21 protein-coding genes, 1 rRNA gene and 1 pseudogene are annotated in these 23,401 nt (G+C 66.8%); 17 read left to right on the plus strand and 6 right to left on the minus strand.

Features of this window, described 5'->3' with window-relative positions; all coding sequences use genetic code 11:
• Positions 1 to 98, plus strand: a 5S ribosomal RNA gene (gene rrf / locus AC5P9L_RS20770); the annotation flags it as partial.
• Positions 99 to 415: 317 nt separating this feature from the next.
• On the opposite strand, the gene AC5P9L_RS20775 is transcribed toward rrf, so the two are convergent.
• Both AC5P9L_RS20775 and AC5P9L_RS20780 read right to left on the minus strand, forming a co-directional pair.
• Positions 416 to 2,131, minus strand: coding sequence for a M28 family metallopeptidase (locus tag AC5P9L_RS20775; protein WP_005407779.1), 1,716 nt, complete (start codon positions 2,129 to 2,131; stop codon positions 416 to 418).
• 86 nt (positions 2,132 to 2,217) lie between these two features.
• Positions 2,218 to 2,880 (minus strand): DUF4097 family beta strand repeat-containing protein, encoded by a 663-nt coding sequence (locus tag AC5P9L_RS20780; protein WP_005407780.1) that lies wholly within the window; start codon positions 2,878 to 2,880, stop codon positions 2,218 to 2,220.
• Positions 2,881 to 2,974: 94 nt separating this feature from the next.
• On the opposite strand from AC5P9L_RS20780, the gene AC5P9L_RS20785 reads away from it, so the two are divergent.
• Both AC5P9L_RS20785 and AC5P9L_RS20790 read left to right on the plus strand, forming a co-directional pair.
• Entirely contained in the window at positions 2,975 to 4,276 is a 1,302-nt protein-coding gene (locus AC5P9L_RS20785) for a murein hydrolase activator EnvC family protein (protein WP_099605582.1), read from the plus strand.
• A gap of 108 nt (positions 4,277 to 4,384) precedes the next feature.
• Positions 4,385 to 5,833: a S41 family peptidase gene (locus tag AC5P9L_RS20790; RefSeq protein ID WP_180881315.1), complete on the plus strand. Its 1,449-nt coding sequence runs from the start codon at positions 4,385 to 4,387 to the stop codon at positions 5,831 to 5,833.
• 83 nt (positions 5,834 to 5,916) lie between these two features.
• Here the strand turns inward: AC5P9L_RS20790 and AC5P9L_RS20795 are convergent, their stop codons facing one another.
• A complete protein-coding gene (locus tag AC5P9L_RS20795) occupies positions 5,917 to 6,609 on the minus strand; it encodes a rhomboid family intramembrane serine protease (protein WP_005407784.1) in 693 nt (230 codons plus the stop codon).
• Between the two features lie 227 nt (positions 6,610 to 6,836).
• Here AC5P9L_RS20795 and AC5P9L_RS20800 point away from each other — a divergent pair, with 227 nt between their 5' ends.
• The 3 genes from AC5P9L_RS20800 (at position 6,837) to AC5P9L_RS20810 (ending at position 10,035) form a co-directional block, all read left to right on the plus strand.
• Complete coding sequence (locus AC5P9L_RS20800) at positions 6,837 to 8,264, plus strand: outer membrane protein transport protein (protein WP_495230704.1); 1,428 nt, start codon at positions 6,837 to 6,839, stop codon at positions 8,262 to 8,264.
• Positions 8,265 to 8,375: 111 nt separating this feature from the next.
• Positions 8,376 to 8,975 (plus strand): nicotinamide riboside transporter PnuC, encoded by a 600-nt coding sequence (pnuC, locus tag AC5P9L_RS20805; protein ID WP_227415884.1) that lies wholly within the window; start codon positions 8,376 to 8,378, stop codon positions 8,973 to 8,975.
• Positions 8,962 to 10,035: an AAA family ATPase gene (locus tag AC5P9L_RS20810; protein ID WP_062606912.1), complete on the plus strand. Its 1,074-nt coding sequence runs from the start codon at positions 8,962 to 8,964 to the stop codon at positions 10,033 to 10,035. The genes pnuC and AC5P9L_RS20810 overlap by 14 nt, the downstream gene beginning before the upstream one ends.
• Positions 10,036 to 10,152: 117 nt before the next feature.
• Here the strand turns inward: AC5P9L_RS20810 and putA are convergent, their stop codons facing one another.
• Positions 10,153 to 13,371, minus strand: a complete 3,219-nt coding sequence (putA, locus tag AC5P9L_RS20815) for a bifunctional proline dehydrogenase/L-glutamate gamma-semialdehyde dehydrogenase PutA (RefSeq protein ID WP_227415885.1) — start codon at positions 13,369 to 13,371, stop codon at positions 10,153 to 10,155.
• 274 nt (positions 13,372 to 13,645) lie between these two features.
• Here putA and AC5P9L_RS20820 point away from each other — a divergent pair, with 274 nt between their 5' ends.
• Genes AC5P9L_RS20820 through AC5P9L_RS20845 form a run of 6 tightly spaced genes read left to right on the plus strand, consistent with a single transcriptional unit; the run spans position 13,646 to position 18,484 of the window.
• The gene (locus AC5P9L_RS20820) at positions 13,646 to 14,122 is read left to right on the plus strand and encodes a DUF2244 domain-containing protein (RefSeq protein ID WP_004153894.1); all 477 of its coding nucleotides are present in this window, start codon (positions 13,646 to 13,648) and stop codon (positions 14,120 to 14,122) included.
• Positions 14,123 to 14,133: 11 nt separating this feature from the next.
• Entirely contained in the window at positions 14,134 to 15,090 is a 957-nt protein-coding gene (gene coxB, locus AC5P9L_RS20825; RefSeq protein WP_043035491.1) for a cytochrome c oxidase subunit II, read from the plus strand.
• A gap of 59 nt (positions 15,091 to 15,149) precedes the next feature.
• The gene (gene ctaD / locus AC5P9L_RS20830) at positions 15,150 to 16,757 is read left to right on the plus strand and encodes a cytochrome c oxidase subunit I (protein ID WP_005407790.1); all 1,608 of its coding nucleotides are present in this window, start codon (positions 15,150 to 15,152) and stop codon (positions 16,755 to 16,757) included.
• Positions 16,758 to 16,765: 8 nt separating this feature from the next.
• The gene (locus AC5P9L_RS20835; RefSeq protein WP_032966368.1) at positions 16,766 to 17,008 is read left to right on the plus strand and encodes a hypothetical protein; all 243 of its coding nucleotides are present in this window, start codon (positions 16,766 to 16,768) and stop codon (positions 17,006 to 17,008) included.
• Positions 17,005 to 17,595, plus strand: a complete 591-nt coding sequence (locus AC5P9L_RS20840; RefSeq protein WP_005407792.1) for a cytochrome c oxidase assembly protein — start codon at positions 17,005 to 17,007, stop codon at positions 17,593 to 17,595. The genes AC5P9L_RS20835 and AC5P9L_RS20840 overlap by 4 nt, the downstream gene beginning before the upstream one ends.
• A gap of 13 nt (positions 17,596 to 17,608) precedes the next feature.
• Complete coding sequence (locus tag AC5P9L_RS20845) at positions 17,609 to 18,484, plus strand: cytochrome c oxidase subunit 3 (RefSeq protein WP_005412024.1); 876 nt, start codon at positions 17,609 to 17,611, stop codon at positions 18,482 to 18,484.
• 20 nt (positions 18,485 to 18,504) lie between these two features.
• Here AC5P9L_RS20845 and AC5P9L_RS20850 read toward each other — a convergent pair whose 3' ends face one another.
• Positions 18,505 to 18,723 carry a twin transmembrane helix small protein gene (locus AC5P9L_RS20850; RefSeq protein ID WP_005412025.1) on the minus strand — a complete coding sequence of 73 codons (219 nt, stop codon included), beginning with the start codon at positions 18,721 to 18,723 and terminating at the stop codon, positions 18,505 to 18,507.
• Positions 18,724 to 18,780: 57 nt separating this feature from the next.
• On the opposite strand from AC5P9L_RS20850, the gene AC5P9L_RS20855 reads away from it, so the two are divergent.
• From AC5P9L_RS20855 to AC5P9L_RS20875, 5 genes are all read left to right on the plus strand, one after another.
• Positions 18,781 to 19,494 carry an SURF1 family protein gene (locus tag AC5P9L_RS20855; RefSeq protein WP_049417772.1) on the plus strand — a complete coding sequence of 238 codons (714 nt, stop codon included), beginning with the start codon at positions 18,781 to 18,783 and terminating at the stop codon, positions 19,492 to 19,494.
• 108 nt (positions 19,495 to 19,602) lie between these two features.
• Complete coding sequence (locus tag AC5P9L_RS20860) at positions 19,603 to 20,172, plus strand: redox-active disulfide-containing membrane protein (RefSeq protein ID WP_005412027.1); 570 nt, start codon at positions 19,603 to 19,605, stop codon at positions 20,170 to 20,172.
• Between the two features lie 10 nt (positions 20,173 to 20,182).
• On the plus strand, positions 20,183 to 21,346 hold the full coding sequence (locus tag AC5P9L_RS20865) for a COX15/CtaA family protein (RefSeq protein ID WP_150359408.1): 1,164 nt from the start codon (positions 20,183 to 20,185) through the stop codon (positions 21,344 to 21,346).
• A 4-nt stretch (positions 21,347 to 21,350) separates the two neighbouring features.
• On the plus strand, positions 21,351 to 22,244 hold the full coding sequence (gene cyoE, locus AC5P9L_RS20870) for a heme o synthase (RefSeq protein WP_005407798.1): 894 nt from the start codon (positions 21,351 to 21,353) through the stop codon (positions 22,242 to 22,244).
• Positions 22,245 to 22,390: 146 nt separating this feature from the next.
• Complete coding sequence (locus tag AC5P9L_RS20875) at positions 22,391 to 23,197, plus strand: calcium-binding protein (protein WP_227415886.1); 807 nt, start codon at positions 22,391 to 22,393, stop codon at positions 23,195 to 23,197.
• A gap of 79 nt (positions 23,198 to 23,276) precedes the next feature.
• On the opposite strand, the pseudogene AC5P9L_RS20880 reads toward AC5P9L_RS20875, so the two are convergent.
• A pseudogene (locus tag AC5P9L_RS20880) lies at positions 23,277 to 23,401 on the minus strand (IS110 family transposase); the annotation flags it as partial.

Raw genomic sequence — 23,401 nt, forward strand, 5'->3', positions numbered from 1 at the left:
TGTGGAACCACCCGATCCCATCCCGAACTCGGAAGTGAAACGCAGCTGCGCCGATGGTAGTGTGGCTCAAGCCATGCGAGAGTAGGTCATCGCCAGGGTTTACACCCAAAACCCCGCTGCTCACGCAGCGGGGTTTTTCTTTGTGCGCAGTAAATGCGGGTCGTGCCGGCCGCTGGCCGGCAACCCGATGGCATTACATGGCCCGGTAGATCCACGCCATGCGTGGAGGCCCACTGCGAGGAAGCATGGCGCCAACCAAGGTTGGCCGCTACCAATCGATTGCCGGCCAGCGGCCGGCACTACCGGCAGATCCACACCAATCGTGGATCTGCCGCCGACGGTACGCAAAAGAAAAGCGGCGCCCCGTGGGGCGCCGCTCTGCTCTCAACGATGTTCAGTCGAGCATGGCCCGGCTTTACTTTGCCGAAGCCTTGTCCTTCATCATCGCGTCGCGGGCTGCCTTGAACGGGTTGCCTTCGTACCAGTTCGGCCAACGATCGCCACCGGCCAGTTCCTTGCCGACGCCGTACATCAGCTGCAGGTCCTCGACAGTCCCGTCCAGCTTCCAGGTGGACGCGTCGAACTCGTCCTTCGGACCGTGGTAGCGGTTGGCGCCGTAGTCCGCTGCGGCCTTGCGGCCGGCGTCCACGCCACCCTCTCGCAGATCCTCGCCACCATCGGCGTACAGGGCCGGCACGCCGGCCTTGGCGAAGTTGAAGTGGTCCGAACGGAAGTAGAAGCCGCTCTGCACCGAGGTCTCACCATGCAGCGTGCGGTCCTGGGCCGCAGCCAGCGGCTTGAGGATGTCCTCCAGCTCCGAACTGCCGAAGCCGGTGACGGTCACGTCCTTGGCACGGCCGGCCACCGACATCGCGTCGATGTTGATCACACCGGCAATCTTGTCCAGCGGGAAGGTCGGGTGGGAGACGTAGTACTTCGAACCCAGCAGGCCGGACTCTTCCAGGGTCACCGCCAGGAACACCACCGAGCGCTCCGGTTTCGGATCCTGGTGGGCCATGGCTTCGGCAACCTCAAGGATGCCGGCCACGCCGGTCGCGTTGTCGACCGCACCGTTGTAGATGTTGTCGCCGGTTTCACCCTCGTGCTTGCCCAGGTGGTCCCAGTGCGCCATGTACAGCACGGCCTCGTCGGCACGCTTGCTGCCCGGCAGCACGCCCACCACGTTGCGCGACTGCTTCTGCGCGATCTGGCTCTTCAGGTCGACCGTAGCGGTGGCCTTCAGCGGCACCGGCTTGAAGCCGCGCTTGCTGGCGTCCTTGTAGGCCTGTGCCAGGTCCAGGCCGGCGCCTGCGAACAGCGCCTTGGCGGCGTCGGCACTCAGCCAGCCCTGCACCGGAATGCGGGCTTCCGGGTCATCCTTGGCCGGCAGGTCGTACTGCGGGCCGGCCCAGGAGTTCTTCACCACGTCCCAGCCATAGGAGGCACCGGCGGTGTCGTGCACGATCAGCGCCGCGGCGGCGCCCTTGCGCGCGGCCTCTTCGAACTTGTAGGTCCAGCGGCCGTAGTAGGTCATGCGCTTGCCGTCGAACAGCTTCGCGTCGTCAACATGGAAGCCCGGATCGTTGACGAACATCACGACCGTCTTGCCCTTCCAGTCCTGGCCGGCATAGTCGTTCCACTTCTGCTCCGGCGCATCAACGCCATAGCCGACGAACACCAGGTCGCTGGCATCGACTTTCACCTCAGCCTGGCCGGTACGAGTGCCGACCACCATGTCGGTACCGAACTTCAGCTCGGTGGTCTTGCCACCCTGGGTGATCTTCAGCACGGTCGATGCGTCGGCCGTGGTCTCGGTCATCGGCACGTCCTGGAACCAGCTGTCACCGTTGCCCGGCTGCAGGCCGATGCGCTGCATCTGGTCGCGGATGTAGTTGACCGTCAGTTCCTCGCCCTTGCTGCCCGGCGCGCGGCCTTCGAATTCATCCGAGGCCAGGGTCTTGACCATCTCGGCGAAGTCGCCGGCGTTGATCTCGGGGGAGAACTGATGAGCCGCCGGCTTCGCGGCAGCGGTGTCGGTGGCTGACGCCGGTGCGGTGGCCGGCGTGTCTTCGCCTTTGCAGGCACTGAGCGCGGCCGCGGCGGCCAGGCACAGGAGGAGTTTGCGGGGCATCGTCGATTCCTGGAAAACAAAGGGCGGCCGCACGTCGTGCACGGCCGGTATCAGCGAGTATCACCGAACCAAGCGGTCCGGTGCGCTCAGTCCGCCGGGGCGGTTTCGGTGTCGAACGGGATCGGTTCGGCGCCGGTGACCGGACCGATGCGCGCGGTGCGATGCACGTAAAGCACCACCTCGCGTTCGAACTGCAGGGGGCCGTTGACCACGGCATTCGGGCCGACGATCACGCGTGGCTTGCGGCTGGCGGTGAGCGAGACGCTGAAGTTCGGCTTGCGCACGTGCACACCGCCGTTGACCTGGGAACCGATGCCGACGGTGATATCGCCGTTGACGGTCTCCACGTCCTTGCCGACGCGGCTTTCGACCAGGCCGATGCCACCGTTCACGGTTTCGACGCCGCCTTCGATCTGGCTGCCGCGATCGGTGAAGATGCTGCCGTTGACGGTGCTGACGCTGCCGTGTGCAATCACCTCGCGGCCCAGGCGTACGCCGCCGTTGACCGTTTCAATCTTGCCGGTACGTGCACGGTCGGCCACCTTGACCCCGCCGTTGACGGTGTCGATGCTGCCGGTCTCGACGCCTTCACCAACCCGGATACCGCCGTTGACGGTATCCAGCTTGCCGTAGCGCTGGCCAGGCTCGGCGCTGATGCTGCCGTTGACCTTGCTGATGTTGTCCTGGGCACCGGCGGGGCCGGCAACGAGCAGGACGCCCAACAACAGCGGAATGGAAAGAGTTTTCATGGGACCTCGATGGATGTGCGGCTGGCAGGCCGCGTGCGGAGATGTCACCATTCCCCGGTACCCCCTGCAACTGCCTGAAGTCACTGGAAAGCCCTTGCGCGACAACGCCTTCCCATCACGCCGACATCACATCGCCGCCATCCGCGGCGGGCGCTGCCTGCTGTTGGGGCTGGCCATCGCCTTGGCGCTGCCGTTGCCGGGCGCCGCTCAGACCACCCGCGAGACCGAGCGCAAGCTGCAGAAGCTGCGTAGCGAGTTGAAGGGCGTGGCGCAGGAGCGCAGGCAGATCGAGGGCCAGCGGGGCCAGGCCTCGCAGCAGCTGCGTGAGGCGGACGAGAAGGTGGCCCGCACCGGCCGTGCGCTTGCGCAGACTGAAACTGCGCTGCGCGAGCAGGGAAGGGCCCTGGCCGAGGCCGAACAACGCCGCAGCGCGCTGCAGGCCAACCTCGCCCAGCAGCATCGCGAGCTGGCCGGCCTGCTGCGTGCGGCCTACCAGCTGGGCAACCATGCACCTCTGAAGCTGCTGCTGTCGCAGGACACGGTGGCCGATGCCAATCGTGCCCTGGCCTACCACCGCTACCTGCAACGCGAGCGGGCACAGCGCATCACCACGCTGACAGCCGACCTGAAAGAGCTGGAAGTGCTGCAGGCGCAGATCGCCGAGCGCAAGCAGAAGCTGCAGGGTGCGCAGCAGGACCAGAAGCAGCAGGCTGCGGCGCTGGAAGCCGACCGTCGCGATCGCGCCAGGACCGTCGCCTCGCTGGATGAGCGCTTCAAGGACCAGCGCGAGAAGGAACAGGCGCTGGGCCAGGACGCCAAGGCACTGGAAACGCTGCTGGCCAACCTGCGTGCCGCTGCGGCACGGGCCGAAGCCGAGCGCCGCGCCGCGGCACGGCGGGCGGCCGCTGAAAAGGCCGCCGCCGAGCGTGCCGCACGCCAGGCCGCCGCGCAGGGCCGCCCGCCACCGCCGCCCACCAAGGTCCCGCCTGCCGTTGCCTCTGCGCCGGCGCCGAAGGTGGGTGGCCTGGGCTGGCCGTTGTCGGGCAACCTGTTGGCCCGCTACGGCGGAAAGCTGCCCGACGGCCGCACCAGCAGTGGTGTGTTGATCGGCGCGCCCGCCGGCAGCACCGTCACCGCCGTGGCCGACGGCACCGTGGTGTTCTCCGACTGGATGACCGGCTACGGCATGATCCTGATCGTCGATCACGGCAACGGCTACATGAGCCTGTACGCGCACAACGACACCCTGCTGAAGGATGCGGGTGCCCGGGTCAGCCGCGGCGATGCGGTGGCGAAGGTCGGCAATTCCGGTGGCCAGGGCGTGACTGCGCTGTACTTCGAATTGCGCCGGGGCGGGCAGCCGGTCAACCCGGACAGCTGGCTGCAGCGGCGCTGAATCCGGCGCTGTCGCGTGGCGGACGGATTCAACGGGAATTTAGCTGTGCTTCGCGCATAATCGACGCATGTGCCTTGGGCACGATGCCAACGTCGACAGGAGTGATCCATGCGCGCAGCCCGTACCGCCACCCTCTTGCTGGCCCTGTTGCCGGCGCTGTCCTGGGCGCAGCAGACCGCGCCCGCCCCGAGCAAGGAAACCAGCGGGCAGGCAGCGAACAGCGAGGAGGCGGTGACCTCGAAGGTGCCGCTGGAGGACATCCGCCGCTTCGTCGCCGTGTACAACGCGGTGCGCGCGGCCTATGTCGACCCGGTCGATGACAAGAAGCTGATGCAGTCGGCGGTGCGCGGCCTGCTGCTCGACCTCGACCCGCACAGCACGTACTTCAACAAGGAAGACGCGCAGGCCTTCGACGAGCAGGCCAACGGCGCCTACGAGGGCATCGGCGTGGAGTTGCAGCAGCAGCCCGACAACGCCAGCATGAAGGTCATCTCGCCGATCGACGACACGCCGGCGGCCAAGGCCGGCATCCTCGCCGGTGACCTGATCATCGCCATCGACGGCAAGCCGATCAGCGCAATTGATGCCAGCGAACCGTTGCGTGGCCCAGCCGGCAGCAAGGTGGTGCTGACCATCGTGCGCGCGGGCAAGCCGAAGCCGTTCGACGTCAGCCTCACCCGCCAGACCATCCGCGTGACCAGCGTGCGCAGCCGCCTGCTGGAGCCGGGCTACGGCTACATCCGCCTGAGCACCTTCCAGGCCGACACCGGGTCGGACTTCCAGAAGCACCTGCAGCAGCTGCAGAAGCAGTCCGGTGGCCAGCTCAAGGGCCTGGTGCTGGATCTGCGCAGCAACCCGGGTGGGCTGCTGACTGCCGCGGTGCAGGTGGCCGACGACTTGCTCGACAAGGGCAACATCGTCAGCACCCGCGGCCGCATCAGCATCAGTGATGCACGGTTCGATGCGACGCCGGGCGATCTGTTGAAGGGCGCACCGGTGGTGGTGCTGGTCGATGCGGGTTCGGCCAGTGCCTCGGAAGTGCTGGCCGGCGCACTGCGCGACAACAAGCGCGCCCGCGTGGTCGGCAGCCGCACCTTCGGCAAGGGTTCGGTGCAGACCGTGCTGCCGCTGGACAACGGTGATTCGGTGAAGCTGACCACCGCGCGTTATTACACGCCCAGCGGAAAGTCGATCCAGGCCACGGGCATCGTGCCGGAGGTCGAACTGAAGCCTGCGGCGCGCCCGGAAGACGGGGCACTGCCGGCCAGCCTGAGCGATTACAGCGAAGCGACCCTGCCAGGCCATCTGCGCGGCGATGACGAAGGCACCGAGGGCTACCACGCCGGTGCGGTGCTGCCGGGCGATGGCCCGATCAACGACGCGCTGGCCGAGCTGAAGAACCCGGGTTCGGTGGCTGCACGCTTGAAGGCCGAAGCGGCGAAGGCGGATGCGGCCAAGGCCGCGAAGGCCGCTGCGGCGAAGCCGGAAGCGAAGGTCGAACCTAAGCCGGAAGCACAGCCGGAAGCAAAGCCCGCACCGGCCCCAGCGAAGCCGTGAGGTAGCGCCGGGCCATACCCGGCGTCGGCTCAAGGGCGGAAGAAGAAACCAAATGCCGGCCAGCGGCCGGCACTATCTGGGCCTCAGAAGCCGTGGCGCTTGCGCAGCCGGCGGGCGATCGCCGCGCGCACGTAGACCCCGTACACCAGGCCGAACACGAAGCCGCCGATGTGGGCCCACCAGGCCACCATGCCGAAGCTCGGGCCGATATGGGCGAACACCACCTGCAGCGCTGCCCACACGCCGATCAGCAGGTAGGCCGGGGCACGCACGAATTCCAGGAACAGGCCAAGCGGGATCACCACGCCCAGCCGCGCCCCCGGGAACAGGGCCAGGTAGGCACCGATCAGTGCCGAGACCGCGCCACTGGCACCGATGATGATCTGGTCCGGGCTGCCCATGGTGTAGATGGCCACCAGGTTGGACACCGCGCCGCCGACCAGGAACAGCAGCAGCAGGCGCCACGGGCCCAGCACCCGCTCGGCGGGCAGGCCGAAGATCAGCAGGAACACCAGGTTGCCCAGCAGGTGCGACCAATCGGCGTGCAGGAACAGGGCGGTGAACAGGCGCAGCACGCTGCCGTCCTGCAGCGTCGCCCACCAGTCGAGCGGGTGGGTCAGGCCGGTGGACAGGGCGCCCCAGTCCAGCCAGAGGCTGCCGCGGGCATCGTCCGGGCGCGAGATCGACCACAGGAACGCCAGCCATAGTGCCGCAAACAGCACGGGCGTGGCCCAGCGCAGGGCCGCCTTCTTGCGGGACGGGAGGGAGACGAACATGGCACTAGCCTAGCGTGCGGGCGCTTGCGACGGGGATTGTCCTGTTCAGCTTTTGAGACGGAAAAACCGACTGCGTCGTTATTGTTTCATTAACGGCTCTGGGTAATACTCGCATACGGCGTCGTATGTCGGGAGGGGAATCCGGCGCGCTTCGACGGGCCTCTGGGCCTGCCGGGCGCAGGCGCACTCAGAGCACCATCACCGCTTACCGGAGAGAGAGAACTACGATGCAAACCGCTTCCACCATTGCCCGACTGACCCTGCTGGCCGTCGGCGTTGCCGGTGCGCTGGCCGCCGCCGATGCCAATGCTGCCGCCTTCCAGCTGAAGGAAAACAGCGCCAAGGGCCTGGGCCGCGCGTTCGCCGGCTCCACCTCGACCGAAGGTGACGCCTCGGTCATCGCCACCAACCCGGCCTCCATGCGCCTGCTCGACGGCACCCTGATCCAGGGCGACGTCAGCGCCATCAGCTTCGGCGCCAAGTTCCGTGGCCAGGGCAAGTACGCCAACGGCGCTCCGATTTCCGGTGGCAACGGCGGCGATGCCGGCATGATCGCCCCGGTTCCGGCCGCCTACTTCCACCTGCCGTTCGGCGAGAAGGAGAACATGCACTTCGGCGCATCGCTGACCGTGCCGTTCGGCTTCAAGACCGAATACGACCGTGACTGGGTCGGCCGCTACAACGGCGTCAAGACCGAGCTGCAGGCGATCGACCTGGGCGTGGCGTTCTCCTATGACGTCAATCCGTACCTGTCGTTCGGTGCGTCGGTGTTCGCCGAGCGCCTTAACGTCGACCTGACCAACGCTGTCGACACCGGCACCGCGATCAACGCCACTGCCCAGCGCACCGCTGCGGCGCGCGTGCTGGCTGCCGGCGGCACCGCAGCCCAGGCTGCGGCGGCGTCGCAGGCGGCTGCACGCCAGGCTGCCCAGCTCGGCTTCTCGCCGGGTACCGCCGATGGCTACCTGCGCATCAAGGGCGATGAAGTGTCGGTCGGCTATACCCTGGGCATGACCGTCACCCCGGTGGAAGGCACCAACATCGCCTTCAGCTACCGCTCGAAGGTCGAGCACAAGATCACCGATGGCAAGGCGGACTTCACCATTCCGCAGAATGCGGCGGCCTTCCTGGCCACCGCTGCCCCGGGTACCTTCATCGACAGCAATGGTCGCGCGACCATCACCCTGCCGGCCAGCGCCACCGTGGGCTTCACCCACCGCGTGAACGACCAGTGGCAGATCATGGCCGAAGTCACGCGCACCGCGTGGAGCAAGTTCGACCAGGTCACCGTCGACTATGACTCCAACCAGCCGGACAGCGTGCTGCCGTTCCACTACCGCGACACCACCTTCGCGTCGATCGGTACCGATTTCCGCGTGAACGACAAGCTGACCCTGCGTGGCGGCCTGGCCTATGACCAGACCCCGACCACCGACGCCCACCGCGACGTGCGCGTGCCGGACACCACCCGCAAGTGGCTGTCGCTGGGCCTGACCTACGCCGCTTCGGACAAGATGGAGTACAGCGTGGGCTACACCCACCTGTTCACCAAGGATCCGAACGTGACCTCGACCTCGGCCACCGCCAACACCGTGACCGGCAAGTACAAGGTCAGCGGCGACGTGCTGGCGGCTTCGATGCAGTACAAGTTCTGAATCGGGCGATTGCCTGACGCAGTACGAAAGGAGGCCCCGCGCAAGCGGGGCCTTTTTTTTGCGGAGTGGTGTGGGCCATCCACGCACGTGGATCTACGCGACAATAGCGCGATGAACCTGTCCGACCCGAACTTCCAGCTGGAGCTGGCTGCCAACATCGCCGTCGCTGGCTCGATCCTGCTGGCCGGCCGCAACAACGTGCACACCTGGTGGCTGGGCATCGTCGGCTGCGCATTGTTCGCTGCGGTGTTCGAACGATCGCACCTGTATGCGGACATGGTGCTGCAGTTCTTCTTCATCGCCATCAGCGTGCTGGGCTGGTGGCAGTGGTTGCGTGGTGACCATGGCGCGCCGCTGCCGATCACCGCGCTGCGCCGACGTGCCTGGGCCTGGCTGGCGCCGCTGGCGGTAGTGGCCACCTTCAGCTACGGCTGGATGCTGACCCGCCTGACCAATGCCTACGCGCCGTACATCGATTCGGCGGTGCTGGTATTGAGCGTGATCGCGCAGATCCTGATGATGCGCCGCAAGCTGGAATCGTGGTGGGTGTGGCTGCTGGTGAACACCGTGGCGGTGCCGCTGTACTACAGCCGTGGCCTGCACCTGACCTCGATCCTGTACGTGGGCTTCTGGATCAATGCGCTGGTGGCCTTGCGCCACTGGCGGCACCTGATGCGTGACGAGGCCAAGACGGCCGATGCTGCTGCCTGAGCGCGTTGCACGCGGCCTGGTGGTGGGCAAGTTCTGCCCGCTGCATCTGGGTCACGAACACCTGATCGAGTTCGCCGCCACGCGCTGTACGCAGCTGCTGGTGATCGGCTGGTCGCAGCCGGGCTTTGCCGGCTACAGCGCCGAGCGTCGCGAGCGCTGGCTGCGTACGCGCTTCCCACAGGCGACGGTAGCGGTGCTGGATGACGCACGACTGGCGGCATTGTGCACGGAGCACGGTTTGCCCGTGCGAACGCTGCCGCAGGACAGCGACAACGAGCACGTGCAGCGCGAGTTCACCGCCTGGCTGTGCCTGAGCCTGTTCGGCGGGCCGGTGCAGGCGGTGTACACCGGCGAGGACTACGGTGACGGCTTCGCGCAGGCGTTGGCCACGCACTTCGGTGCGCCGGTACGCCATGAGCGGTTCGATCGCGCACTGGACGTCGGGCAGGCGTGTGGCACCCAGCTGCGCGCCGATCCACATGCGCACCGTCATGGCCTCGCACCGCAGGTCTATGCCGGCTATGTGCAGCGCGTGGCGTTCATTGGTGGCGAGTCCAGCGGAAAGACCACGCTGGCGCGCGTGATGGCCGAGCGCCTGCAGACCGCTTGGGTGCCGGAGTATGGCCGCACGCTATGGGAGCAGCAGGGCGGAGAGCTGACGCCAGATGATCTGCTTCGCATCGCAATGGCACAGCCGCAGCACGAAGACGAGACCGCACGGCATGCGCATCGCTGGCTGTTCTGCGATACCACGCCGCTGGTGACGCTGGGCTACAGCGGCTGGATGTCTGGTACGGCGCCGGAGGCACTGCGGCAGGCTGCATTGCGACCGTATGACCTGCTGTTCCTGTGTGCGCCGGATATCCCGTTCGACCAGGACGGCACGCGGGTGGGCGAAGCCTTCCGGGCGCAGCAGCATGCGTGGTACGTGCGCGAGCTGGAGGCGCGGGGAGTCGACTACGTGCTGCTGGAGGGGGGGCTGGAAGCGCGCATCGCGCGCGTGCACGGCGAGCTGGCGAAGCGGGCGGACAATCGGTTCAGTGTGGCCCAGCCTCTGTAGAGCGAGCCCACGCTCGGCTGTGCGAGGCAAACCGAGCGTGGGCCCGGCTCTACAGGAAGCAGAGCACAAAAAACCCCGCTTTCGCGGGGTTTTTCGTTCACTGCATCAACCGGGCGATCAGTCGCCCAGGGTCAGCAGCGAGGCGTTGCCGCCGGCGGCAGTGGTATTCACCGTCACCGTCTTTTCGGTGGCGAAGCGCAGCAGGTAGTGCGGGCCGCCGGCCTTCGGGCCGGTGCCGGACAGGCCCTGGCCGCCGAACGGCTGCACGCCGACCACCGCACCGATCTGGTTGCGGTTGACGTAGACGTTGCCGACATGGACGCCGTTGCTGATGCGGTCGACGGTCTCGTCGATGCGCGAATGCACGCCCAGGGTCAGGCCGTAGCCGGTGGCGTTGATCTGGTCGATCACCGCGTCGAGCTGGTCGCCCTTCCAGCGGATCACGTGCAGCACCGGGCCGAACACTTCCTTCTGCAGCTGGCCCAGGTCCTTCAGTTCGTACGCGCGCGGTGCGAAGAAGGTGCCGTTGGCGGCCTCGGCCGACAGCTCGGCGGCGGCGATCAGGCGCGCTTCGCGGTCCATGCGCTCAGCGTGGTCCTGCAGGATCTTCAGCGCATCTGCATCGATCACCGGGCCGACGTCGGTGGACAGCAGGCCGGGGTTGCCGACCTTCAGTTCCTTCATCGCACCGGCCAGCATGGTCATCACCTTGTCGGCGATGTCGTCCTGCACGAACAGCACGCGCGCGGCCGAGCAGCGCTGGCCGGCGGAGGTGAAGGCCGAACCGATCGCGTCCTTGACCAGCTGTTCCGGCAGCGCCGACGAATCGGCGATGAAGGCGTTCTGGCCGCCGGTTTCGGCAATCAGCACACCGATGGCGGCGTCACGCGCCGCCATCGCGCGGTTGATCGCACGGGCGGTGTCGGTGGAGCCGGTGAAGGCCACGCCGGCCACGCGCGGGTCGGCGGTCAGCGCGGCACCGACGGTAGCACCGTCGCCCGGCAGGAACTGCACCACCTCGGCCGGCACGCCGGCGTCGTGCAGCAGCTTCACCGCGTAGTAGCCGATCAGGTTGGTCTGCTCGGCCGGCTTGGCGATGACGCTGTTGCCGGCGGCCAGGGCGGCAGCGACCTGGCCCAGGAAGATCGCCAGCGGGAAGTTCCACGGGCTGATGCAAACGAACACGCCGCGGCCGTGCAGCTGCAGCTCGTTGGACTCACCGGTCGGGCTCGGCAGCTTCTCGGCGTGGCTGAACTGCTCGCGCGCCTGCTTGGCGTAGTAGCGCAGGAAGTCCACCGCTTCGCGCACTTCGGCGATGCTGTCGGGCAGGCTCTTGCCGGCTTCCTTCACGCACAGCGCCATGAATTCCGGCATGCGTGCTTCCAGCTGGTCGGCGGCGTGCTCGAGGATGGCGGCGCGGCTGGCGGCCGGGGTGCGGTTCCAGGCCGGCTGCGCGGCTACGGCATTCGCCAGGGCCTTCTGCACGGTGGCGGCGTCTGCGGCCAGCCACTGGCCAACTACTTCGCGGGTGTCGGCCGGGTTGGTCACCGGCAGCGCGGCGCCGGCCGGGTTGGCACCCGGCACCAGCGGCGCGGCCTGCCAGGGCTTCACAGCCGCGTTGATCTGCTCGGCCAGGGCGCGCAGTTCGTTGTCGTTGGCGAGGTTGGCGCCCATGGAGTTCTTCCTGTCGTGGTTCTGGCTGCGCAGCAGGTCAACCGGCAGCGGGATCTTGGGATGCGGAATCGAAGCGAACGAGGCGACCATCTCGACCGGATCGCGGATCAGGTCGGCGATCGGCACGCGCTCGTCGGTGATGCGGTTGACGAAACTGGAGTTGGCGCCGTTTTCCAGCAGGCGACGCACCAGGTACGGCAGCAGGTCTTCATGCGAACCGACCGGTGCATACACGCGGCAGGGCAGGCCCAGGCGGTCAGCCGGCACCACTTCGGCGTACAGGTCGTCGCCCATGCCGTGCAGCTTCTGGTGCTCGTACACGCCGCCGTTGGCGATGCTGCGCACGGCCGCGATGGTATGCGCGTTGTGCGTGGCGAACATCGGGTAGATCGCGTCGGCATGGGTGAACAGCCGCTTGGCGCAGGCCAGGTAGGACACGTCGGTGTTCTGCTTGCGGGTGAACACCGGGTAGCCCGGGTAGCCTTCGATCTGCGCGCGCTTGATCTCGGCGTCCCAGTACGCGCCCTTGACCAGGCGCACCTGCAGGCGGCGACCGGCGCGGCGCGCCATGTCGGCCAGGTGGTCGATCGTGTACGGGGTGCGCTTCTGGTAGGCCTGCACGACCACGCCGAAGCCATCCCAGCCGGACAGCGACGCGTCGGAGAACACCTGCTCGATGATGTCCAGCGACAGTTCCAGGCGGTCGGACTCTTCGGCGTCGACGGTGCAGCCGATGCCGTAGATCTTGGCCAGCTGCGCCAGTTCCAGCACGCCCGGCACCAGGTCCTTCAGCACGCGCTCGCGCTTGGCGTGCTCGTAGCGCGGGTACAGCGCCGACAGCTTGATCGAGATGCCCGGGGCATTGTTGACGTCGCCATCCGGACGGCCGCCGCGTGCCTTGTGATCGCCGCCGATGGCGTGAATCGCACGACGGTAGTCTTCCAGGTAGCGCAGCGCGTCCTTCATGGTCAGCGCACCTTCGCCGAGCATGTCGAAGGAGTATCGGTAGCTGGCGTTGTCGCCCTTGTGCGAGCGCGCGAGCGCTTCGCTGATGGTGCGGCCCATGACGAACTGGTGGCCCATGATCTTCATCGCCTGGCGCACGGCCAGGCGCACCACCGGCTCACCGACGCGGCCGACCAGGCGCTTGAACGCGCTGGGCGCATCGGCGCGGGTGGCGTCGTTCATCTGCACCAGCTTGCCGGTCAGCATCAGGCCCCAGGTGGAGGCATTGACCAGCACCGAGTCGCTGCCGCCCAGGTGCTTTTCCCAGTCGGCATCGGCCAGCTTGTCGCGGATCAGCTTGTCGGCGGTGTCCTGGTCCGGAATACGCAGCAGTGCCTCGGCCACGCACATCAGCAGCACGCCTTCCTCGCTGCCCAGGTCGTACTGGCGCATGAAGGCTTCGATGGCGCCCTGGTCCTTGGCGCGCACGCGCACGCGGCCGACCAGGTCGGCCGCCAGTGCCTGCACCCGGGCCTGCTCGTCGGCGGGCAGGCGGGCCTGCGCCAGCAGCTCGCGCACGTGGGTGGCCTCGTCCTTCAACCAGGCGTCGGTGATGGCCTGGCGGAACGGGTTGGGGGGCGCCGGCAGTTCCGGCGACAGCAACGCGCCGGGACGCGGGGCGTCGTGGGCTGCAGGGGAGGAGGAAGGTGCGTTCATGCCGGTCCGGCCAGTGGAAAACTTGGCGATTTTAATCATTTTTGCGGGTTGCGGAAGTGCCCAGCAGCCACCTTCTTGAAGCGCTGATAGCCAATAGCTGCGGTGGATTCAGCGTGTTCAGCAAGTGCGGAGGAGTTTATGCCGAATTCGTCATTCGTGCCGCCGACCTCATGCTGTGTTGCAGCATCGGAAAATGTGTGAATGCACCCTTGCTACCGGCGAGAGGGCGGGGCTACCATCGAGGCGTTTCCCGCGGCAGGAACGCGGTTGCGACATGATCGAGGTGCTTCCAGCTCCGGATGGGTCAGGTACGCAGCTGCGGCTGCGTCCCCCACGGGCGCTCGATGCCCGGCAGTTCGTCCTGTTGTTCACCGTGTTGTCGGGTGCGATGTGGCTGGTGTCCGCCCTCGGGTGGTTGGCCGGCAATGCATTCGCCCCCCTGTTCGCGCTGCTGTACAGCCTGGTGCTGGCGGCCGCGCTGCGTGCCTTGTGGCGCAGCGGTGAACGGCAGGAGGAGATCCGGGTAGTGCCGGCGTACGTGGAGGTCATCCCCGTACCCGGTGGATCGCCGGTGTTCCGGGCCCATCCCCACTGGGTGCGCCTGCTCACCGACGATGAGAGGGTCCGGCTGGCATCCAGCGGCCGGCAGGTGGAGGTGGGGAGTTTCCTCGCGCCGGCCGAACGTCAGACGCTCGCAGAGACACTTGAAAGCTTGCTCGCCGCCAGCGATGGCGGCAACCGACGACGCTAAGGGTCTAGGCAATGAAGCAAAGCAGCAGGTGGGGCACGAAGTGCGTGAACGCGGTCGCCGCGATGCTGGCGACCGGGGGACTGATGCCGGCGTTGGCCTGGGCCCAGGCGGCCGATCCGAAGCCGTGGCAGCTGAACATGGGCAAGGGGGTGACCCAGACCTCGCGCCTGGCCTGGGAATCGAACAACCTGTCGTTGATCATCTGCACGGTGATCGGCGTCATCGTGTTCGGGGCGATGGCCTACGCCATCTTCAAGTTCCGCAAATCCAAGGGCGCGGTCGCGGCCACCTTCAGCCACAACACCAAGGCCGAGATCATCTGGACAGTGATCCCGGTGATCATCCTGATCGTGATGGCATGGCCGGCCACGGCCAACCTGATCAAGATGTACGACACCCGCGATGCCGAGATGACGGTGAAGGTCACCGGCTACCAGTGGATGTGGAAGTACGAATACCTCGGCGAGAACGTCACCTTCACCAGCCGCCTGGACCGTGAGTCCGACCGGGTGCGGCAGAGCGGCATCGTGCCGACCCGCGAAAGCCATCCGCACTACCTGCTGGATGTCGACAACCGCCTGGTGCTGCCGGTCGATACCAAGGTGCGTTTCGTCATCACCTCCGACGACGTGATCCACGCCTGGTGGGTGCCGGCGCTGGGCTGGAAGCAGGACGCCATCCCCGGCTTCATCAACGAAGCCTGGACCAGCATCGAGCAGCCCGGTGTCTACCGCGGCCAGTGCGCCGAGCTGTGCGGCAAGGACCACGGCTTCATGCCGATCGTGGTCGAGGCGGTGTCCAAGGAGGACTTCAGGAAGTGGCTGGCGCAGCGCAAGCCGGCGCCGCCCGCCGAGCCCACCACGCCTGCGGCACCTGCCGAACCGACTGCACCGACGGGCGAGGCACCGGCCGCGCCTGCTGCTGCAGAAGCCGGCAGCGCGCCTGCCACCGCGGCCAGCGGAGCGTGATGTAAAGCCCGCGGCCGTTCGCGGCCGCGGTGACAACCGATTCTGAGAGGTGTTTTGCAATGGCGCACTCGGCAGTTGGGCACGACGATCACCATCACCACCAGAGCTTCTTCGAACGTTGGTTCTTCTCGACCAACCACAAGGACATCGGCACGCTGTACCTCGGTTTCAGCTTCATCATGTTCATCATCGGCGCGGCGATGAGCGTGGTGATCCGCGCAGAGCTGGCGCAGCCGGGCCTGCAGTTCGTCAAGCCCGAGTTCTTCAACCAGATGACCACCGTGCATGCGCTGGTGATGATCTTCGGTGGGGTGATGCCGGCCTTCGTCGGACTGGCCAACTGGATGATCCCGCTGCAGATCGGCGCGCCGGACATGGCGCTGCCACGCATGAACAACTGGTCGTTCTGGTTGCTGCCGGTGGCTTTCAGCCTGCTGCTGCTGACCCTGTTCCTGCCGGGCGGTGCACCGGCCGGTGGCTGGACGCTGTACCCGCCGCTGTCGCTGCAGGGCGGCTACAACGTTGCCTTCAGCGTATTCGCCATCCACGTGGCCGGCATCAGTTCGATCATGGGCGCGATCAACATCATCGCCACCGTGCTCAACATGCGTGCGCCGGGCATCGACCTGCTGAAAATGCCGATCTTCTGCTGGGCCTGGCTGATCACCGCCTTCCTGCTGATCGCGGTGATGCCGGTGCTGGCCGGTGCGGTGACCATGCTGCTGACCGACAAGTTCTTCGGCACCAGCTTCTTCAACGCCGCCGGTGGCGGTGACCCGGTGATGTACCAGCACATCTTCTGGTTCTTCGGCCATCCCGAGGTCTACATCATGATCCTGCCCGCCTTCGGCGTGGTCAGCGAGATCATCCCGACCTTCAGCCGCAAGCCGCTGTTCGGCTACCAGGCGATGGTGTACGCCACCGCCGCGATCGCCTTCCTGTCGTTCATCGTCTGGGCCCACCACATGTTCACCGTGGGCATGCCGCTGGGCGGCGAGATCTACTTCATGTTCGCCACCATGCTGATCTCGATCCCGACCGGGGTGAAGGTGTTCAACTGGGTCAGCACGATGTGGCGTGGCTCGCTGACGTTCGAGGCACCGATGCTGTGGTCGGTGGCCTTCGTCATCCTGTTCACCATCGGTGGCTTCTCCGGCCTGATGCTGGCGATCGTCGCCGCCGACTTCCAGTACCACGACACCTACTTCGTGGTCGCCCACTTCCACTACGTGCTGGTGACCGGTGCGGTGTTCGCGCTGATCGCCGCGGTGTACTACTGGTGGCCGAAGTGGACCGGGCGGATGTACAGCGAGAAGTGGGCCAAGGTGCACTTCTGGTGGTCGATCGTATTCGTCAACCTGTTGTTCTTCCCGCAGCATTTCCTCGGCCTGGCCGGCATGCCGCGTCGCATTCCCGACTACAGCGTGGCCTTCGCCGACTGGAACCTGATCAGCTCGATCGGTGCGTTCGGCATGTTCGTCACCCCGTTCATGATGGCCGCGATCCTGCTGTCGTCCCTGCGCAACGGCGAGAAGGCCGAGGCCCGTTCCTGGGAAGGCGCGCGCGGCCTGGAGTGGACGCTGCCGTCGCCAGCACCGGCACATACCTTCACCACGCCGCCGACCATCCGTCCGGGAGATCTGGCGCATGACGACATCACGCATTGAGGTGGGGCATGCATAACGAGAGCCCGCTGCCGATCGGTAGAGTCGACTGTCAGTCGACTCGCGAAGTGCAGCCGACTAACAGTCGGCTCTACCAAAGCCAAAGCCAAAGCCAAAGCCAAAGCCAGACCGAAGCCCAACGCCACGGCATCGAACAGCAACGGCAGCGCGCCAGGCGCACGGCGATGTGGGTCGGCGCCATCGCCGTGCTGGTCTACGTCGGCTTCATCCTCAGCGGGGTGATCGGCCGATGAGCGAGGCGCCAGCCAGCACACCATCACGCAGTGCGGGGCTGCCGCGCCTGATCGGTGTGGCGGTGGCGGTGTTCCTGCTCACGTTCTCGCTGGTGCCGCTGTACCGCATCGCCTGCGAAAAGGTGTTCGGTGTACGCCTGGAACGCGGCCCCGGCAGCGAGGCCAGCACCGGCGCCGCCACCGGCAAGCGCACCGTGCGCGTGGAGTTCGATGGCGGCGTCAATTCGCGCCTGCCCTGGTCGTTCCATCCCGAGCAGTTGACCATGGACGTGGTGCCCGGCGAACTCAACGAAGCGCTGTACTTCGCCCGCAACGACAGCCAGCAGGCGGTGGTCGGCAGTGCGGTGCCTTCGGTGGCGCCGGCGCGTGCCTCGGGCTTCTTCAGCAAGACCGAATGTTTCTGTTTCACCGCGCAGACGCTGCAGGCCGGCGAGAAGCGCGACATGCCGGTGCGTTTCATCGTCGATCCGGACCTGCCGCCGGAGATCAAGACGATCACCTTGTCCTACACCTTCTATCGCAACGACGCGCTGTCCGATCGGCTGGCCCCGGCCGCCACTTCGGAAGGCGCGCACGCCGCACCCTGACCCGGATACCGACATGGCCCAGACACCGACCGACGCCAACGTGTACTTCGTCCCGGCCCAGAGCAAATGGCCGTTCGTGGGTTCCATCGCGATGATGGTGACCATGGTGGGCGTGGCCAGCTGGCTCAACGATGCCAGCTGGGGGCGCTGGACGTTCTACATCGGCATCGCGATGCTGGTGCTGACCCTGTTCTGGTGGTTCAGCGACGTGGTGCGCGAGTCGCAGGCGGGCAACTACAACCACCAGGTCGATGGCTCGTTCCGGATGGGGATGATCTGGTTCATCTTCTCCGAAGTGATGTTCTTCGGCGCCTTCTTTGGCGCGCTGTTCTACACCCGCAACCTGGGCCTGTCGTGGCTGAGCGGCGAAGGCCGCGGGGTGATGACCAACGAGCTGCTCTGGCAGGGTTATTCCGCCGGCTGGCCGACCAACGGCCCCGCGGCGATCGGCGGCGCGTTCCAGACCATCCCGGCCTGGGGCCTGCCGCTGATCAACACGCTGATCCTGCTCACCTCCGGCGTGACCCTGACCATCGCCCATCACGCACTGAAGGCCGGCAACCGCCGCCAGCTGCTGATCTGGCTGGGCCTGACCGTGGTGCTCGGCCTGGGCTTCCTGACCCTGCAGGCGGAGGAGTACATCCACGCCTACAAGGAACTGAACCTGACGCTCGGCTCGGGCATCTACGGTTCGACGTTCTTCATGCTGACCGGCTTCCACGGCGCGCACGTGCTGCTGGGCACGATCATGCTGATCGTGATGTGGCTGCGTTCGGCCAAGGGACACTTCACCCGCGACAACCATTTCGGTTTTGAAGCGGCCGCGTGGTACTGGCACTTCGTCGACGTGGTGTGGCTGATGCTCTTCATGTTCGTCTACGTGCTTTGACCGCGCACGCATCGGTGGCCTCAGCCGCCGATGCCGTGCGGTTTGATCCAACCCATGTAGATGCTCACGATCACCAGCAGGATCAACGCAACCGACACCGCGATGCGGCGCGTCAGTGCGTTGACCGTGCGCTTGGTCTGGCCGCGGTCGACCAGCAGGTAATACAGGCCGGCGCCCAGATTCCAGACGATGACGATCAGAAACGCGATTACCAGCAGGGTCTTCAGCGAATCACTCATGCGCGGCTCGAGGGCAGGGTGGATGCGCCTATCTGACCGCGTTTGCGCGGACTTGTCATGATGCGCCAGCACACGCGCGTGATCGGATGGCTGCTGGCGGTGCTGGCAATGGTTGGTTTCACCGCATTGGGGCTGTGGCAGCTGCAGCGCATGCATGCCAAACAGGCAATGTTGGATGCACAAGGTCCAGCTGTGGCACAGGCGCTGCCACTGGCGCAGGCCCTGGTTGCACCTGGCGCCTTGCACGGCGTGGCCGACCACGGCCGTTTCCTGCCCGGCGTGGTGCTGCTGGACAACCAGACCCGGCACGGCCGCGCGGGCGTGAAGATCTATCGCCCGTTCCGCAGTGACGAGGGCAGCGTGCTGCTGGTCGATCTGGGCTGGCGCGCGCTGCCGCCCGATCGCACCCTGCCGGAGCTGCCGGCACCGCCTTCGCCGGTGGCGGTGCGTGGCCTGCTGGCGCCGCCGCCCTCAGCGGGGCTGGCCCTGGGCCCGGCGTTCTCCGCTACCGATGAGGCCGGGCGTTGGCTGGCCAGCCGCTTGCCCGCCGAGGGCCTGGCGGCGGCGCTTGGCCTGCCGGCATTGCCCGATCGCGTCCTGCGACTGGACCCGGCGCTGCCCTTCGGCGACGAACGCGACCTGGACCTGCTGCCGAACACGCTGCCGCCGCAGCGCCACCTGGGCTACGCCGTGCAGTGGTTCGGCCTGGCCCTGACCGTGCTGGTGGTCGCGCTGGTACTGGAGTGGCGCAGGCGACGTGCTGCCCGGTAGTGCCGGCCGCTGGCCGGCAACCCCCGCATTCCTGGATGCCGGTCGGCGGCCGGCGCTACCGCGGCGTCACACCCGCATCCCTCACCCAACCATGAGAAAATGCCCCGCATGAACACTGCTACGTCCCCGCAGGCGCGCGGCTCCGGCCGCCGGACCCTGGTGCTGCTGTTTGCCGTGTTCTTCGGGGCGATGGCATTGGCTGCCGTGCTGCGCTTCTCTGGCTGGCAGCCCACCGGGCACCGCAATGCCGGCCAGCTGCTGAAGCCGCCTGTGGACCTGCGCCAGCAGGCGCCGACCCTGGCCAACGGCCAGCCGTACCCGTGGAACCCCGAGGCCCGCACCTGGCGCCTGCTGGTGGCGCCGGCCGGTGCCTGCGACGCCCAGTGCGTCACTTTGTCGCAGGGACTGGGCAAGGTGTGGCAGCTGTTCGGTCATAACGCCGATAATGTCGAAATCCTGTGGCTGGGAACGCCACCGGCGTCGATCGCCTCGCTGCCCGCGCTGCGGCCGCTGGCTCCGTCGCCAGCACTGCGCGCGGCCCTGCCCGGCGTCGACGATCCGGCTGGCCTGCCGGTCTACGTGATCGATCCGAACGGCTTCGTGATCATGCGTCATGCCCCGGGCACCGACCTCGGTGGCCTGCGCAAGGACATGGCCACGTTGCTGAAACTGAAGTGAGTCCCGTTTGATGAGCCTTTCCGCGCGTCCGGCGCTGCACCGCAATTTCCACCGCCTGGCGTGGTTCGCCATGATCATGACCGCGAGCACGATCATGTTCGGCGCCTTCGTGCGCCTGTCCGATGCCGGCCTGAGCTGCCCGGACTGGCCGACCTGCTATGGCCAGGCCACCTGGCCGCAGCACGTGGAAGAGACCATCGGCCACCCGGCGGCGGAGATCCGCCCGCTGGAGACCCACAAGGCCTGGCGTGAACAGGTGCACCGCTTCCTGGCCGGCGCACTGGGCATCGAGATCCTGACCCTGGCGCTGCTGGCCACGCGCAAGCGGCGATTCGGAAGCACGGCGGTGGTGACCGCCTGCGTGCTGGTGGCCGCCGGCATACCCCTGTACATGATGGGCTGGCATGGCACCGCCAGTACCTTGGCTCTGATCGGCGAGGCGATCCTGCTGATCGCCGCGCTGCGCTGGAGCAACATCGACCTGGCGCGCGCTGCACTGCTGACCCTGGCCGTGGTGATCTTCCAGGCCCTGCTGGGCATGTGGACGGTGACCCTGCTGCTCAAGCCCATCGTGGTGATGGGGCACCTGCTGGGCGGCATGCTGATGTTCGCGCTGCTGGTCTGGATGGCCTGGCGCGCCACGCACATGCCGATCACCCTGGCCGAAGCACCGAAGCTGAAGTGGGTGCTGCGCATCGGCGTGGCGGTGCTGGTCACCCAGATCGCACTGGGCGGATGGGTCAGTGCCAACTATGCGGCGCTGGCCTGCGGCGGCGGCAGCGCCTCGCTGGACAACTTCCCGCGCTGTGCCAACCAGTGGTGGCCGCAGCACAACTTCGTCGAAGGCTTCACCCTGTGGCGCGGCATCGGCGTGGATTACGAAGGCGGCGTGCTGGATGGCGCCTCGCGTATCGCCATCCAGATGGCGCACCGGCTGTTCGCGGTGGTGGTGGCCGTCTACCTGCTGTGGCTGGGCGTGCGCCTGTTCCGCTTGCCGAGCATGCGTGGCTGGGCCAGCGCGCTGATCGCGCTGCTGCTGCTGCAGGTCACCCTCGGCATCCTCAACGTGAAGCTGGCGCTGCCGCTGGAAGTGGCGGTGGCCCACAACGGCGTGGCCGTTGCCCTGTTGTTCGTGCTGGTCAGCCTGCTGGCCCGCCTGCGCGCCCCGGACTGACTCCATGTTTTCCAATTACCGCCAGTACTGGGACCTGACCAAGCCCAAGGTCGTTGCCCTGATCGTCTTCACCGCCCTGGTCGGCATGGTCCTGGCCATTCCGGGCGTGCCGAGCTGGGAGCAGGTGCGCGCCGGCGTGCTCGGTTTCCTCGGCATCTGGCTGGCGGCCTCGGCCGCAGCCGCCATCAACCAGCTCCTGGACGCACACATCGATGCGCAGATGGCGCGCACCTCGTGGCGTCCGCTGGTGGTGGGCAAGGTCAAGCCGTGGCAGGTGCTGGTGTTCGCCGGCGTGCTGATCGTGCTGTCGATGACCATCCTGGTGCTGTGGGTGAACCTGATCACCGCCGTGCTGACCTTCGCCTCGCTGATCGGCTACGCGGTGATCTACACCGTGTACCTCAAGCGTGCGACCTCGCAGAACATCGTCATCGGTGGCCTGGCCGGCGCGATGCCGCCGATGCTGGGCTGGGCCGCAGTGACCGGCATGCAGGGTTCGTCGGACTGGGCGTACTCGTCGCTGCTGGTGCTGATCATCTTCATCTGGACCCCGCCGCACTTCTGGGCGCTGGCGATCTTCCGCCGCGAGGATTACGCCAAGGCAGAGATCCCGATGCTGCCGGTGACCCACGGCGTGGTGCATACCCGCAAGCAGATCATGGTGTATTCGGTGGTGCTGGCGCTGGTCTGCCTGCTGCCGTACCTGGTGGGCATGAGCGGTGCGTTCTACCTGGGCGGCGCGATCGTGCTCAACGCGGTGTTCCTCTGGTATGCCTGGCGCATGCTCAACCCGCCGGACGAATTGTTCTCGATGAAGATGTTCTATTACTCCATCGTGTACCTGATGGCGCTGTTCGCCTTCCTGCTGGTGGACCACTGGATCCTGCCCTGGCTGTGAGGGGCTGCCCTTTGTAGAGTCGAGCCACGCTCGACTCAGGCCCGGTCTGATGGCGGGAGCATCCACGCACGGCGTGGATCTACTTGAACCGCGGTTGCTGCGTCGCCATTGCTGTTCCTGACCGCAAAGGAAAGGAAGGCGCAGGGATGCATTCGATCTTCCGTTGGACCACCGCGCTGCTGCTGGCGCTGGGTGTGGCCCTCACCGCGCATGCCGATGACACCGCCGCGCAGATCCGCCAGCATGCCGGTGAGCACCGCCTGCTGGTACTGGGCGAATTCCATGGCACCCGCGAGACCCCGTTGCTGGTACGCCAGCTGGTGGACGACTACAGCCGCAACGGCCCGGTCCTGATGGCGCTGGAACTGCCACGGGCCGAGAACCCTGTGCTGCGCGACTATCTGGAATCCGATGGCGGGGCCAGGGCGCGCCGGCACCTGCACGGCCGCGCGTTCTGGACCGTGCGCGATGACCAGCATGATGGTCGCCGCAGCCGCGACATGCTGGCGATGATCGAAGGCCTGCGTGTGCTGAAGACGCAGGGGCGCGTGATCGAAGTGGTTGGCTATGACGTCAATGCCAGCAGTGGCGGCAACCAGGCGCGCGATGACTTCATGGCAGCCGAGTTGCGACGGCTCTATCGAGGGTTGCCAGGCAATGCACGCATGCTGGTGCTGACTGGCAATGTCCACGCCATGCTGCGGCGGCCGGAAGGTATGCCGCCGGAAATGCAGAGGCAGCCGATGGCCTCCCAGCTGCGGGATCTGGATATCTACAGCGTGCGGTTGGGTGCGCTGCGTGGCCAGGCGTGGGCGTGCGCGGACCGTTGCATGGCGCGGCCACTTCCAGAGCAGGTGGCCCCGCGGCTGCGGGGCGATACCCATGCGGAACGGGCGTACGACCTGTGGGTGTGGATGCCGGAGCTGAGCGTCGGCACGCTCGTGGATCCGTAGCGTCAGGCAACCCATCCACGCATGGCGTGGATCTACTGGTGGTTCACGCCATCCGTGGTTTGGAGTAGCAACTGTCTTGTCAGGGGCAGCCGAGGGCCACCTCGGCGTCTCGCTTACGGGCGTTGAGGATCACCAGCATTTTGCGCATGACCGCCACGAGCGCCACCTTGCTCGCTTTGCCCTTGGCCTTCAGGCCAGCGTAAA

Source organism: Stenotrophomonas sp. YJH_SMC_64 (genome assembly GCF_059371375.1).

Coding starts and splice junctions, on each gene's coding strand:
- AC5P9L_RS20790 (WP_180881315.1), top strand. CDS start 4,385: ATGCGCGCAGCCCGTACCGCCACCCTCTTGCTGGCCCTGTTGCCGGCG.
- cyoE (WP_005407798.1), top strand. CDS start 21,351: ATGTTTTCCAATTACCGCCAGTACTGGGACCTGACCAAGCCCAAGGTC.
- pnuC (WP_227415884.1), top strand. CDS start 8,376: ATGAACCTGTCCGACCCGAACTTCCAGCTGGAGCTGGCTGCCAACATC.
- coxB (WP_043035491.1), top strand. CDS start 14,134: ATGAAGCAAAGCAGCAGGTGGGGCACGAAGTGCGTGAACGCGGTCGCC.
- ctaD (WP_005407790.1), top strand. CDS start 15,150: ATGGCGCACTCGGCAGTTGGGCACGACGATCACCATCACCACCAGAGC.
- AC5P9L_RS20850 (WP_005412025.1), bottom strand. CDS start 18,723: ATGAGTGATTCGCTGAAGACCCTGCTGGTAATCGCGTTTCTGATCGTC.
- AC5P9L_RS20780 (WP_005407780.1), bottom strand. CDS start 2,880: ATGAAAACTCTTTCCATTCCGCTGTTGTTGGGCGTCCTGCTCGTTGCC.
- AC5P9L_RS20860 (WP_005412027.1), top strand. CDS start 19,603: ATGAACACTGCTACGTCCCCGCAGGCGCGCGGCTCCGGCCGCCGGACC.
- AC5P9L_RS20800 (WP_495230704.1), top strand. CDS start 6,837: ATGCAAACCGCTTCCACCATTGCCCGACTGACCCTGCTGGCCGTCGGC.
- AC5P9L_RS20775 (WP_005407779.1), bottom strand. CDS start 2,131: ATGCCCCGCAAACTCCTCCTGTGCCTGGCCGCCGCGGCCGCGCTCAGT.
- AC5P9L_RS20810 (WP_062606912.1), top strand. CDS start 8,962: ATGCTGCTGCCTGAGCGCGTTGCACGCGGCCTGGTGGTGGGCAAGTTC.
- AC5P9L_RS20855 (WP_049417772.1), top strand. CDS start 18,781: ATGATGCGCCAGCACACGCGCGTGATCGGATGGCTGCTGGCGGTGCTG.
- AC5P9L_RS20865 (WP_150359408.1), top strand. CDS start 20,183: ATGAGCCTTTCCGCGCGTCCGGCGCTGCACCGCAATTTCCACCGCCTG.
- AC5P9L_RS20820 (WP_004153894.1), top strand. CDS start 13,646: ATGATCGAGGTGCTTCCAGCTCCGGATGGGTCAGGTACGCAGCTGCGG.
- AC5P9L_RS20875 (WP_227415886.1), top strand. CDS start 22,391: ATGCATTCGATCTTCCGTTGGACCACCGCGCTGCTGCTGGCGCTGGGT.
- AC5P9L_RS20795 (WP_005407784.1), bottom strand. CDS start 6,609: ATGTTCGTCTCCCTCCCGTCCCGCAAGAAGGCGGCCCTGCGCTGGGCC.
- putA (WP_227415885.1), bottom strand. CDS start 13,371: ATGAACGCACCTTCCTCCTCCCCTGCAGCCCACGACGCCCCGCGTCCC.
- AC5P9L_RS20845 (WP_005412024.1), top strand. CDS start 17,609: ATGGCCCAGACACCGACCGACGCCAACGTGTACTTCGTCCCGGCCCAG.
- AC5P9L_RS20835 (WP_032966368.1), top strand. CDS start 16,766: ATGCATAACGAGAGCCCGCTGCCGATCGGTAGAGTCGACTGTCAGTCG.
- AC5P9L_RS20840 (WP_005407792.1), top strand. CDS start 17,005: ATGAGCGAGGCGCCAGCCAGCACACCATCACGCAGTGCGGGGCTGCCG.